This window comes from Ruminococcus sp. (assembly GCF_024691275.1).
In the GTDB taxonomy this organism is placed as follows: Bacteria; Bacillota; Clostridia; order Oscillospirales; family Ruminococcaceae; genus Ruminococcus.
On record NZ_JAILNU010000068.1, the window covers coordinates 1 to 12,150 of the forward strand.

12 protein-coding genes are annotated in these 12,150 nt (G+C 44.0%); 7 read left to right on the forward strand and 5 right to left on the reverse strand.

Translation table 11 applies throughout. The annotated features are described in order from the left end of the window. Nucleotides 1–307: 307 nt before the first annotated feature. Nucleotides 308–2,761, reverse strand: coding sequence for an extracellular solute-binding protein (locus K6G33_RS08160; RefSeq protein ID WP_296778165.1), 2,454 nt, complete (start codon nt 2,759–2,761; stop codon nt 308–310). Between the two features lie 243 nt (nt 2,762–3,004). On the opposite strand from K6G33_RS08160, the gene K6G33_RS08165 reads away from it, so the two are divergent. Beyond that, nucleotides 3,005–3,337, forward strand: coding sequence for an antibiotic biosynthesis monooxygenase family protein (locus tag K6G33_RS08165; RefSeq protein WP_296778168.1), 333 nt, complete (start codon nt 3,005–3,007; stop codon nt 3,335–3,337). After that, nucleotides 3,337–3,783, forward strand: a complete 447-nt coding sequence (locus tag K6G33_RS08170) for a YaiI/YqxD family protein (protein ID WP_296778170.1) — start codon at nt 3,337–3,339, stop codon at nt 3,781–3,783. The genes K6G33_RS08165 and K6G33_RS08170 overlap by 1 nt, the downstream gene beginning before the upstream one ends. A gap of 54 nt (nt 3,784–3,837) precedes the next feature. On the opposite strand, the gene K6G33_RS08175 is transcribed toward K6G33_RS08170, so the two are convergent. Next, a complete protein-coding gene (locus tag K6G33_RS08175; protein WP_296778172.1) occupies nt 3,838–4,764 on the reverse strand; it encodes a SufD family Fe-S cluster assembly protein in 927 nt (308 codons plus the stop codon). 12 nt (nt 4,765–4,776) lie between these two features. Beyond that, entirely contained in the window at nt 4,777–5,505 is a 729-nt protein-coding gene (locus K6G33_RS08180; protein ID WP_296778175.1) for an ABC transporter ATP-binding protein, read from the reverse strand. A gap of 867 nt (nt 5,506–6,372) precedes the next feature. Between K6G33_RS08180 and K6G33_RS08185 the strand changes: the two genes are divergently transcribed. The 3 genes from K6G33_RS08185 to K6G33_RS08195 all read left to right on the forward strand — a co-directional run bounded on the left by K6G33_RS08185 (nt 6,373) and on the right by K6G33_RS08195 (nt 9,901). Beyond that, nucleotides 6,373–7,047: a response regulator transcription factor gene (locus K6G33_RS08185; protein ID WP_296778176.1), complete on the forward strand. Its 675-nt coding sequence runs from the start codon at nt 6,373–6,375 to the stop codon at nt 7,045–7,047. Between the two features lie 5 nt (nt 7,048–7,052). Beyond that, entirely contained in the window at nt 7,053–8,756 is a 1,704-nt protein-coding gene (locus K6G33_RS08190; RefSeq protein ID WP_296778179.1) for a cell wall metabolism sensor histidine kinase WalK, read from the forward strand. A gap of 203 nt (nt 8,757–8,959) precedes the next feature. Continuing rightward, on the forward strand, nt 8,960–9,901 hold the full coding sequence (locus K6G33_RS08195; protein ID WP_296778182.1) for a hypothetical protein: 942 nt from the start codon (nt 8,960–8,962) through the stop codon (nt 9,899–9,901). Nucleotides 9,902–10,093: 192 nt separating this feature from the next. On the opposite strand, the gene K6G33_RS08200 is transcribed toward K6G33_RS08195, so the two are convergent. After that, nucleotides 10,094–10,369, reverse strand: coding sequence for a hypothetical protein (locus K6G33_RS08200; RefSeq protein WP_296778184.1), 276 nt, complete (start codon nt 10,367–10,369; stop codon nt 10,094–10,096). A gap of 126 nt (nt 10,370–10,495) precedes the next feature. Next, complete coding sequence (locus tag K6G33_RS08205) at nt 10,496–11,314, reverse strand: RNA methyltransferase (RefSeq protein WP_296778187.1); 819 nt, start codon at nt 11,312–11,314, stop codon at nt 10,496–10,498. A 181-nt stretch (nt 11,315–11,495) separates the two neighbouring features. Between K6G33_RS08205 and K6G33_RS08210 the strand changes: the two genes are divergently transcribed. Further along, nucleotides 11,496–11,807 carry a hypothetical protein gene (locus K6G33_RS08210; RefSeq protein ID WP_296778189.1) on the forward strand — a complete coding sequence of 104 codons (312 nt, stop codon included), beginning with the start codon at nt 11,496–11,498 and terminating at the stop codon, nt 11,805–11,807. A 4-nt stretch (nt 11,808–11,811) separates the two neighbouring features. After that, nucleotides 11,812–12,150: hypothetical protein (locus tag K6G33_RS08215; RefSeq protein WP_296778191.1), on the forward strand; the 339-nt coding region annotated here is incomplete at its 3' end.

Here is a 12,150-nt window from a genome sequence, read left to right on the forward strand (position 1 = left end):
TGAAGAAGATTTTCTCTGTATTCCTTCAAGACCGTTATTTCATTTTTTCTATGATAAAGCCCATTAACAAACTGCCCCTTTGTATTAATTACAAAGGGGCTTTATCATAGAAAAAATCAGCTAAAAGTCTTTGGAAAGGGGGACGGGGGTGACTCCCCGCAGTGCGGGGAGATGTCACGCAGTGACAGAGGGGAACGCCTCTGTCAGAGGAACCTTTCCTCAGAAAGGTTTCCCCCGATAATTTCGTGTAAAGTTTCTATATGAGTACTCCGCTTATGAGTTGACTTTTTTGTATATAGAGTAATTATCAGCTCTTTTCGCTGACTAAGATTGATATGCGGTTCTGCATCATTTCAGCAGCTTCTTCTGCGGATTTTTCACCGTGGAAGTAAGCTTCTGATTCTTCGCGGCACACTGAAAAAGCGTCTGCATCCAAAGTGTCCGAGATAGTATCGCAGCTCAAAATATAACGTTTCAGGTCTGCTAATTCCGAATTTGTAAGGACATGGAGTATCCTTCCCTGAGATTCAAAGCTTGTTTCTTCTATCATATTTCCGTTTTCGTCCATACGCTTGACAGATGACATTGTGCTGAGCTGTTTGTCAAAGATCTCATTTATGACCGAGTAGCCTCCCATGAGATCGCCCTTTCCGCTGGGGTCGTATGTCTCATCGAGAGTACTTTCCTTCATTATCATCTTGATGAACTCCCATGCGCCTTCTTTAGCGTCGGAATCTGCGCTTATTGAGAACTCATAATTAAGTTCGAGTTTTCCACCCTTGCCGTTTGTTGTAGGAAAGCCCACAAGTTTGATATCATCGCCGCCAAAGTCATATTTTTCATATACAAGGTCGCACATACACGAAAGATGTACAGGTGCGATAAGGACTTTTTCATCTGCGAGCCATTTTGAACGATCCTGCCAGTATTCGTTGAATGCGTTCATATTTGATTTGTCTGCGTATTCCACCTCATCAACGAATCTGTTGCAGAATTTGAGCAGTTCAACGAATTCGGGCGTGTTGAAATGACATTTGGATTTTTCTATATCGACGAGCTTGCTGTCAGCGTTCAGCATGATGTCGAACATTTCCTGCTTTGACAGGGTATCGTAGCTGTGTTCAGCGTTTTTTGTGTCAAAGAGGTCGATCATTTCCTGCAAAGTCCAGTTCTCATGGTCAACGAGTTTTTCCTTTGCAGCATAGGTGGATACAGTGAAATTTGGCACAATAGAGCAGAGCTTTCCGCTGCTGTTTTCGAGAGCTCTGAGAATATTCGGCATAACAGTGCTGCGGTTTATCTCTTTATCCTTATCCATAAGGGTATAGAGGTCGAGGAGAACGCCCTTTTTGCCGAGAAGCTCTGCATCGCTGTGGCTGAGCATGAACATATCAGGAGCATTGCCCGAGATTATATCGAGCTTGAGCTTATTGTACTCATCGTCGAGCCTTTGTGCAACAGCCTCAAGGGACTTATCGTTCTGTTCTTCCTCGGTAAGCGGCTCGCTGTAGTCTACGACCTGCACCCTGTATTTGTCCTGTTCACGGTTGAATTTGCCGATATAGTAATTCAGCGGACTTGAACCGAAAGCCGCAATAGTGACTAAGCGGCAGTTTTGAAGATCGTCGGTTGTACGGTGTACGAGCTTGTAAATATCAGTATTTTCCTTATCATCATAATAGTTGTTCACCCAGCAGAAGAACTCGCCGTTTTCCGCAGGAACGAGAGACATTTTTGTGGTATCGGCTTCGACCCATTTGAATATAGGCTCGGTAGTTCCGTCAGCTCTTACTCCTATAACATCATCGTCGCTTACGCCAATAAACAGGTAGTCGCCGTAACCTGTCTGGTAATTGTATGATGTATTCAGCATATGTGAACTTATATTATCGGTGTATACTTCCTTACCGAGGGTCTTGTTTTCGATATCCAGACTGTATATCTTGTTTTTTTCATCTGAGTTGCTGTACATATTGTGAGCAAGCAAAGCATAAGGAGCGTTGTCCGAGCCTCTGAGTAAGATGATACCGTTTTGATTATATTCATCAGAGCCTTCGGAGTCGATATTAAGCAACTCATAGCTTCCGTCGCTTCTGAATATGTATGAAGTCGAATCAGTGAGTGTTGTTATGAGGGTATCGCTGTCCGCAAGAAAAGAACTGATGGGATAGATATGCTGTTCAGGATCTGAAAATCCTTCCGCATCTCTCAGGTCGATAAACTTTTTAATGGTTCTGTCTGCATTATAGAAGCATAATGCATAGGAGATCTTCTGATTTTCGTAGAAAGCATCAAAATCAAAGTTCTCGTCGTAAAACTCGGGCATAGTTTGTCCGCCGTTGTCGATGATGGTATAGAATATAGCCGCATCACCGTTCTTGTTGAATATTATCTCGCTGTGATTTTCATCGGCGTTTTTGACTTCTTCCGGGATCTCGAACTCCAGCTTCCGGAAATCGCTGAAGTCGGGACTTACCTTATACATAAACACTGAATTTTTTTCATCGCAGCCTGTTGCGTAATATCCTTCGTCAGAAGCCTTGATTATGTCAAACAGATGATTTATGCTACTGATAGTGCCGAGACTTTGCAGCTTATATGAGTTCTCTGGAAAATCCGCTAAAGACTGAGCAGTGTTCTCGTTTTTCTGTGCAGCCGAGTCAGACGATACAGATGAACCTTTTTTTGCTTCTGAGCAAGAACAGAGAGCAAGGCAGGCTGATGAGATAAATGCTAATGTGCGTAAGATGTTTTTTTTCATGTAAGTTTCCTTTCTTAGTATCAATGTCAGAGAATAAGTCAACATACTTTTTCAGATATCTGTGGGGCATGGAATGTATGCAATGCCGCTTCTAATAATCAAATCGCTAATCGGAGTGATTTTGAAACGTTAAAACAAAATTATTTATTACCTCTTCCGTACTTTGACGGTCATATTATCAGAGCGAGGATTGTAAATAAAGGTAATGTATGTTATAATTAAGAAAAACGTCGGAGGTGCGGTATGAGTATTACTGTGAATATTTATTATACGGGAACTAACGGAAATGCAAGAAAATTTGCGGAGGAAATGGAGAAAAGCGGCACGGCGGAGCTTATTCGCAAAGTAAGCGGAAATCTGCGGTATGAGTATTTCCAGCCTATGAATGACAGCGAGACTGTTCTACTTATCGACAGCTGGACAGACCAGTCTGCAATAGACTGTCATCACGCCTCTCCGATGATGAACGTTATAGCAGAGCTTCGTGAAAAATACGATCTGCATATGCGTGTGGAAAGGTACATTTCCGATGATAGCGGCGTTCCTGATACGGATAAGGAGTTTATAAGGGAGTAATGAAGATTTTTATAGATGCAGATGGCTGTCCTGTAGTCGATATAGCAGTTTGTACAGCTAAGAGGTACGGTATAGGCTGCATGATAATATGTGATACTGCGCACTCTATACAGCGTGACAGAGCGGAGACCATAATCGTTGACAAAGGGGCGGACAGTGCGGATTTCCGCCTTGTGAATCTTGTGAGCGCAGGCGATATCGCCGTAACTCAGGACTATGGACTTGCTGCCATGTGTCTGAGTAAACGTGCGGAAGTTCTTAATCAGGACGGCAGGCGATATACTGACGAGAATATATCGGGACTGCTGGAATTCCGAGCAGTTTCAGCCAGGATACGCCGCAGCGGCGGACGTACAAAGGGACTGCCAAAGCGAACTGCTCAGCAGGACAAGGATTTTGCAATCGCCCTTGAAAAGATGATAAGCACTCAGCTTGATATAAAATAATAGATCATCCCCTCACCGTAAGCGAGGGGATGATTATATCTGTAATATTATTGTTTATTTCAGGAAGCCGTTGATTATCTGCTCCTCAGCCTCAGCCTCAGTGAGACCGAGCGTCATGAGCTTGATAAGCTGTTCGCCTGCGATCTTGCCGATAGCTGCTTCGTGAACGAGAGCAGCGTCGATATTGTTTGCTTCAAGGGACGGAACAGCGAGGATACGACCGTTATCCATGATGATAGAATCGCACTCTGTATGACCGCTGCAAGCAGCACTTCCGACGATGCAGAGGTCGAGCTTCTGGTATGAGTCATCACGGGCAACCGAACGCGAAACAACGTCTGCGCTTGAACCGTCGCCGATGAGACTTACCTTGTAGATGCTTCCTGCGTACTGACTGCCGTGGGTCATAAGTCTCTCATGTACAACGAGCTTTGCGTCTGCCTTGAGTTCGGCAACGGTAGTTCTCTCGGTGGAGTCAACGCCTTTTATCTGCACCATTTCCATTTCCATGGTGCTTCCTTCCTCCATATACACTTCTGTCACAGGATTGAGGATACGCTTGCCCGTGCCATCGCCTGAGCCGTAGTGCTTCTCCACGTATTTGATTCGTGAGTTCTTACCGATATAGAAGCGGTGGATACCGTCGTGCTCGGAGTCCTGAGAGCCGCAGTTTTCAATTCCGCAGCCTGCAACGATGAGCACGTCGCAGTTCTCACCGATATAGAAGTCGTTGTAAACGTTCTCCTTGATGCCGCTCTGGCTGAGGACAACGGGGATATGCACACTTTCGTTCTTTGTGCCGTCCTTTATGCGAATGTCGATACCGCTGACATCGGTCTTTGACTGTATGTCGATGTTTGCGGTAGTATTTCTGCTTATAGCCTGACCGTTTGCGCGTAGATTATATGCTCCCTCTGGAATATCGTGGAGATCAGCGACCTCCTGAAAAAGTCTTTTCTGTACTGCGTCCATCTGAACCATTAGTGTGCCTCCTTACGCCATTTTATGGCAGATATTGGTAGCGTTTTCCGTACCTGTGATCTCAGGGAGAATAATATCCTTGCTGCCCTGCTTGACGATCTTTCCGTCAGCGATGACAACGATCTCGTCGGCAATATTGAGGATACGCTCCTGGTGAGAGATAACTATGATAGATCTGCCGTGGCGGTCCTTGCGCATATTCTCGAAAATGCGAATGAGGTTGTTGAAGCTCCAGAGGTCTATGCCTGCCTCGGGCTCATCAAAAAGTGCGAGCTTGACGTCGCGGGCGAGAACAGAAGCGATCTCGATGCGCTTTAACTCGCCGCCTGAGAGTGAAGCGTTTATCTCGCGGTCGATGTAGTCCTTTGCGCAGAGACCCACCTCAGAGAGATACTCGCAGGCATCGGATACTGACAGGTTCTTTCCTGCTGCGATACGGAGCAGGTCTATAACGGTCATGCCTTTGAAGCGTACAGGCTGCTGGAAAGCGAAGCCGATACCCATGCGGGCACGTTCTGTTATAGACTTTTCTGTTATATCAACGCCGTCGAAAATGATCTGACCTGCGGTGTTTTTGATGATACCTGCCACTACCTTGGCAAGTGTAGATTTGCCGCCGCCGTTAGGACCTGTTATGACAACGAATTTATTGTCCTCGACATTGAGGCTTATATCGCGGATAATGCCGACTTCCTTGCCGTCGTTTTCGGCGTGGAAGGAAATATTTTTCAGTTCGAGCATTTTTAGCTCCTCCCTTTTATTGATTCCATTGTTTTCATTATTAATACAATAGGAATTATAACACAAAGGCAGAATAAAAATCAACTTACCGCGGGAAGTGTTGCACAAGAGCAACAAGAAACGACAAGACAAAAGGCGTGATATAGCCTGTTGCGTGTTAATATATGCTAACGCATATAATTTACCTATGTTTAGGAGAATAAGTGCTTTCGGGGTGCAGATCATAAATGCGCTACACATATGATACTGTGCATATGAGCGGCAATATTGTACTGCCCAAAATTGCGCAGGAGCTGTTAGAGCTTCCCCTCAAATATTGCGTTTTGGTCAATTGTTGCGGAGCAAGGTGCGGATAAAAGAAGAAATCCCCGAATAATCGGGGATCTCAAAGCGAGGCATAAGAAAACCACCTCGGTCATGGTGGCTTTCTTATCTATTATTCAGAGAGGTGGGGTCAAGTGTGTATCAAATCGAAAGCGTTCGCCTAAGCGCCTTCACATAATGGCGCAGAAAGACCTGTATTTTGCGTCTGCACCACTATTGCCGTTAGTGTCACCTGTAAAAAATAATATGTCCTGTAATGATTGCTGAATTGCGGCAGGTGTGATTATTTCGGCTTTCTGACATAATTATATAATATAATCGTGAATAAAACAAGACATTTATTGCCGCAAATGAGTATTCATTGGTCGAAAATTGCTCTTTATATGCCAAAAGGTAAATAATTTACTGCCCGATTTGACATTGGTCTGACTTATATATATAATGAAAAAGGAAAAAACGACTGAAAAAAGACTCCGAAAGGACACAAAAAGGATACATAGCACGGCTATAATAAGCTTAAAGTAATAAGGGAGCGCAAAACTTATGAAAAAGATACTGCTTATAGAAGACGATATCGAGATATGCGAGATCATACGCAATTATTTTTGCGGTAAGGGCACGGAAGTCGAAGCTGTCCGCAACGGCGGCGAAGCATTTGACATGATAAGGCAGGGGATAGAGGGGTACGAGCTTGTGCTTCTGGACATCATGCTTCCCGGGACTGACGGCTTTACGCTTTGCAGGCAGCTCCGCATGAACAGCGATATACCGATAATATTCATAACGGCTCGCGGACGTGAGGAGGATATTCTCAGCGGTTACGACCTCGGCTGCGACGACTATATCGTGAAGCCCTTCCTGCTGTCGGTGCTTTACAGCAAGTGCGAAGCGCTTGTGCGCCGTGCAGGAAGCAAAAATGACGAGAAACAGCTCATCTGCGGCAGTATCAGTCTCGACACGAGAACGCTCAGGTGCTTTGCGGACGGCGTTGAGGTGGAGCTTCCGCCGAAGGAGTTCGCAATACTCCGCTATCTTCTGGAGCACGAAAACTGGGTGGTCAGCCGCGACACTCTGCTTGACAGGGTGTGGGGCTACGACTACTTCGGCAGCGACCGCGTTGTGGACAATCATATCAAAAAGCTGAGAAAGGCTCTCGGAAGCGCAGGCGGGCAGATAAAAACGCTTGTGGGACGAGGGTACAAGCTTACAAAGGAGTGAGCAAAATGAAAAAAAGACTTTACAAACGCAAACGCACAACATTAGGAAAAATGTTTGCAAAGGCGATGATAATACCGATACTTCTGACGCTTATGTTTGCTGCTTTACTTAATGTCAGCATTGAATACAAGGCTTGCAGCGATGCAGAGGAACATTTTGAAAATGTTATTGAAAACATTGAACATACGATACAGTTCAGCAATGACGAAAACGACAAATTTGGCGGGGCAAAAAATCATGCTTTAATGTCAATGGGTATGACGGCTAATGTTGATATGTTTAATTTCCAATCCAGTAAATTTGAATACTTTGATTATGTTTCGGCAAAAAATGACAGAGATAGTTTAGTTGTCAGTGCTGTTGTAGATGAGAATGGTAATATAATGCTATCCAATTCTGTAAAAATGTGGTGCGTTTTCAGATCAAATGATGACCCATCGCAGCCTAAGTGGTTTTACTGTGATCCACAGGAAGTAAAACTGCCTGATCTTGACAAACTTATAGATGACCATATCGAAGCATATTATACAGGAAAAGACAAGTGGAGTCGTTTTGATATCACAGGTGGTTATTTTAATTTTAAAGAGCACAAAATGATACCGTATAAAATACAGTTGCAAAAGGGTAATGCCGATGACCTAAAAACAAAGGATATCGTAATAAATACCGACGGAGCTGATCTCAGCGGATATGAGTATATGGAATTTGCTGCTGATAATTTCAATTCAGGCAAAAGAGAATATCCTTGTTGTACTTTTGAAGAAATATGGGGCGTTGAGCAGGAAAAGATAGACAAGGCACTGTCAGAACATCTTACAATGAGTAATTACGGAAAAAACTATGAAAGCGATTATGAGTATGCAATAAACGATTTTATCTCACATTCTCATGTAAATATCGACGGTAAAAAATACACGCTTTTTGTCGAGTTAAAGGTAAATGTATGGGTAAATTGGGTGAAAAAGCTCTACTGCACAATAGTGTTGTTATTCTTCCTTATAGTAACACTTCTGATATTCCTTCGCTGCTGGGCAAAAAGTGTCAAAAACAAAGCACAGTACGCCTTTGAGGACTATCAGCGTGCGCTTACAAATAACCTTGCTCATGACATTAAAACTCCCCTTGCAGTCATAGGCGGCTATGCGGAAAATCTCATAGAGATGCGCAAGGAAAGTGCCGATGAAAAGGAGCTGAACTATCTCAGTTCTATCATGGACAATGTTGCGTATACGGACAATATCGTTGCGAGAACATTGCAGCTCAGTCAGACGGAGCAGCTAAAGAAACCGAACAAGAAGAAAGTCGATATAAAGGCGCTTGCGGAGAATCTTTCCGCCAAGTACCGTACAGCTCTTGAAGAAAGAGATATAGATCTGAAGATAGAGGGCGGAGCTGTGGTGAATGCTGATGAGGAGCTGCTCTCGGTGGCGGTCGAAAACCTCATCTCCAACGCCGTGAAGTACACAAGGGACGGCGGCACGATAAATATGAACGCCGATAAGAAACGTTTCAACATAGTCAATGATGTTGTGGAAAACATTGACACGAAAGATCTGCTCATGCCGTTCGTCAAGGGCGACAAGGCTCGCAGCGACAAGGGCAGCAGTGGTCTTGGACTTGCCATAGCTTCCGCAGCAACGGTGCAAAACGGCTTTTCGCTTCAAGTCGAATGTAAGGACAAGAAATTTCGGGCAATGATAGAATATTGAGTAATAATGCCGTGGAAGCTCTCAAAAAGAAACAGGCTGTATTTGCAGCCTGTTTTTTATGCAGTTTCAAGTGTTTCGAGAGTTCCGTTGAGGAACTGTGATACGGGGATAAGGCTTTTCTTTCCAGCTGATTGAATTTTTCGCAAGTGTTTGGTATAATAATAACATAAAAATACCATTAAATTGTCAACAAGGGGGATAATATGGGAAAATTCGATGACTTTCCGCGCAAGATGTTTCATCCTGATCTTCTTCCTTTAAAGCGGCGTATAATAGCATACATAATCGGTATACCGCTGGTATATATAATTGGAAGGTTCTATTATGAACTGCCTAATATTGTCTGTATACCTCTAACAGTCGGTTCTGCTATATTTTGGGCAGTTGCTGTATTCATGGAGCTAAGATCAAACCGCAAGGATAAGGAGTTTAAAAATGATATTGATAATGGTGAATTTCATCAAGACGAAAAATGGCAGCAAAAATATGCAGAATATGTAAACAAACATGATTTCATTCAAGTGAAGGGCGACTCGATGAAAGCTGACCTATCACGCCGTTTCCTAAGTATATCGGGAATTGTCATGCTTGTTATCTCAGCATTATTCTTCATCGGTGCTATATTGATAAGGACAGGTCTGCTTGAAACGAACATTATCCTTGCTGTGGCAGGGCTTCTTTTCGGAGGATGGGGCGCGTTCAAGTATCTGAATACTCCCGTAAGAGCTTTTATAAAGGAATGCGGTGAAAAATATCCCGAAATAGAGCGTTCCTATCTTAACGGCAGAATGCTCACCTACAAAAGAAACGGCGAGTTGAGCTGCAACTGTGGAATAAACATCAGCGGAAATTATACGGTGATTTATAACAGCAAAAGAATTGATTTTATTGACAATGCCGAAATAGGGGCGGTTCAGAAACACGTTACTAAAACCAAATACTACGGTAATCAAATTTACAACGGCTCTGTTTTCTCATATACGCTTATCATCACACTTAAAAAGCGTAGTGAAAATGATGATCCGAAGCAATATAGAGTGAAATTGAACGAGTTTCAACTGGAAATGGCTTACAAAGCACTTTCCTCCTATAATACTCCTGTTTCAGCTTCAATAAGAGAAAAAACAGAGATAGGCGGCATTTGATAGAATAGTGTTCTATTCCGATTTATGTCAAAGGCTATCAAATATCCTTAGCCTATTGGAACTGAATAACAGCGTAGCCCTGAGATTTGCAATACGAGCATTTCTCAGGGCTGTTTCTTTTCGACGGTTAGTTTTCCGCTACGCAGGCTCGGACAGCTGTAAGGAGAATTCTCATTCGTCAGAGGGTAATGTTTAATCTTCCAAAGTGTTACAAACAGTTCCTTTGCTATTTCGGGGAAACGGGTTATAATGATAGTATACAGCTATGTTGTATTTTTCCATGTAGTGCTGATCGCCCAGAAGGTTGTGGAAATCGCGGCAAAGGTATTCTTCATGAGCTTCTTCGCCTGAAAGTTGGGTTTCCTGAAAGTCCACAGTCTGGACTGCGTTTGCACACAGCAGTGAGATCAGCGTACTTCCAAGTATGACAACAGAAGCAGCTGTGGCAGGCAGACGCTTAAAAAACATATGGATTCCTCCTAAAAAACGGAAAATAGGGACAAAAATATCCACACTCCGTAAATCTGTGCCAATATTATAAGAAATCTCGATATTTTTTTTATTCATCGAATAGCTGCTTTGATTTGGTAAAAATTAAAAGTTTTTGCTCAATTCCCAGAATGCCACTGCACTTGCAGCTGCAACATTCAGCGAGTCAACTCCATGCATCATAGGTATCTTGATAGTGTAGTCACAGGCAGCGACAGAGCTCTCCTTCAAGCCGTTTCCTTCAGTTCCGAAGATGACTGCGAGTTTTTTTTCGCTCCTGAGCCGTGGGTCCCTGATATCGACGGTATCATTCCGCAGAGCCATTGCAGCGCAGGAAAATCCCAGGTCGTGCAGTTCGTTTATGTAATTCGGAGCTCCTGAACTGAAATACGTCCACGGCAGTTGAAAGACCGTTCCCATACTCACGCGGATAGAACGGCGGAAAAGAGGATCGCTGCAAGACGGTGTCATGACGGCTGCATCGAAGCCGAGCGCCGCTGCCGAGCGGAATATCGCGCCGATATTAGTCTGGTTCAACACATCTTCGAGGACCGCGATCCGCTCGGCACCTGCGAGTATACTCGCAGGTACGGGCAAAGCCCTGCGGCGCATTGCACAGAGAGCGCCTTGTGTCATTTTGAAGCCTGTAAGCTCCGTGAGTGTCTGCGACGAAGCGGTATAGACAGGAATGTTTCCGCAGCGTTCGATAATATCGGCACACTGTCCGTTTATATATTTACGTTCGAGGAGCAGCGAGATGGGGATATATCCTGAATCTAAAGCGGTACGTATGACTTTGGGACTTTCGGCAATGAATATCCCGTGCTCGTATTCGGGGCAGCTCATAAGAGTAAGCTCAGAGGTATTTGTGAAGGGGACGAGCTCGGGAGCAGACAGGTCTGAAATTTCAATAATATTTCTCATAATAACTCCTGATATTTTTGTTGTGAAATTACACATATATTTTATATCAAATTTTAGCATTGCGCTGAAATTTTGTCAAGCTCAAAAAATCTTCTTTGAAATTCAAGGCATTTACCTTGAATTTCACTCTGTTACGTACCGCATATGAAAGCGCTTTCAATAAATTTTAGGAGGAAAATTCATGATTACCATATTAAAGGAAAAATTCAGGAACTATGATGACAGCAATTCGGTTGTTATTGCCGAGCTTGCTGTAGACACAAAAACAGAGCTGCCAACAGCTGACGGTATAAGCGGAAGGATACTTAGTCAGGGGTCGCTTGCATGGGAAATAAGCACAGGTGATTTTTACGGACTTGGCAGCGACGGCAAATGGGTAGATCAGGGAACAGGAGATGTGTATGATCCAACTCCGGAACCAGCTCCCGACCCAGACCCTGATCCAGATCCCGACCCAGACCCAACTCCTGACCCTGCCCCCGAGGAGGCTTGATCCGATGATCTATGAAATACTGAGAGCTAACAAAACGGGACTTGCCGACAATATGCCTCAGCTTCTCGCAAGCAAGCGCCTGAACACTGATATGAATATAAAGGTGCGGGAGCGAACGAGCAGGCTGCCTGTCATATTTTACTCAGACGGCACGTCGCTTCTGGACTGGCGCATAAAAGGTGCAGCAGGCGGCGTAGGCAACAGAGGTATTAACTATCTTAAACAGGAGGAAAAAACACTTCCTGACGGCGGCTACGGAATAAGGATAAATTCACCGACATGGCAGAGCGGAAGAACTCTTACATTCAATTCGGGAGCTGCGAACGGTATCGGTATAGCTTTC

Bases quoted from the DNA above. Each gene is read 5' to 3' on its own strand.
- K6G33_RS08170 (WP_296778170.1), top strand. From the start codon at position 3,337: ATGAAGATTTTTATAGATGCAGATGGCTGTCCTGTAGTCGATATAGCA.
- K6G33_RS08195 (WP_296778182.1), top strand. From the start codon at position 8,960: ATGGGAAAATTCGATGACTTTCCGCGCAAGATGTTTCATCCTGATCTT.
- K6G33_RS08160 (WP_296778165.1), bottom strand. From the start codon at position 2,761: ATGAAAAAAAACATCTTACGCACATTAGCATTTATCTCATCAGCCTGC.
- K6G33_RS08200 (WP_296778184.1), bottom strand. From the start codon at position 10,369: ATGTTTTTTAAGCGTCTGCCTGCCACAGCTGCTTCTGTTGTCATACTT.
- K6G33_RS08205 (WP_296778187.1), bottom strand. From the start codon at position 11,314: ATGAGAAATATTATTGAAATTTCAGACCTGTCTGCTCCCGAGCTCGTC.
- K6G33_RS08165 (WP_296778168.1), top strand. From the start codon at position 3,005: ATGAGTATTACTGTGAATATTTATTATACGGGAACTAACGGAAATGCA.
- K6G33_RS08180 (WP_296778175.1), bottom strand. From the start codon at position 5,505: ATGCTCGAACTGAAAAATATTTCCTTCCACGCCGAAAACGACGGCAAG.
- K6G33_RS08190 (WP_296778179.1), top strand. From the start codon at position 7,053: ATGAAAAAAAGACTTTACAAACGCAAACGCACAACATTAGGAAAAATG.
- K6G33_RS08185 (WP_296778176.1), top strand. From the start codon at position 6,373: ATGAAAAAGATACTGCTTATAGAAGACGATATCGAGATATGCGAGATC.
- K6G33_RS08175 (WP_296778172.1), bottom strand. From the start codon at position 4,764: ATGGTTCAGATGGACGCAGTACAGAAAAGACTTTTTCAGGAGGTCGCT.
- K6G33_RS08210 (WP_296778189.1), top strand. From the start codon at position 11,496: ATGATTACCATATTAAAGGAAAAATTCAGGAACTATGATGACAGCAAT.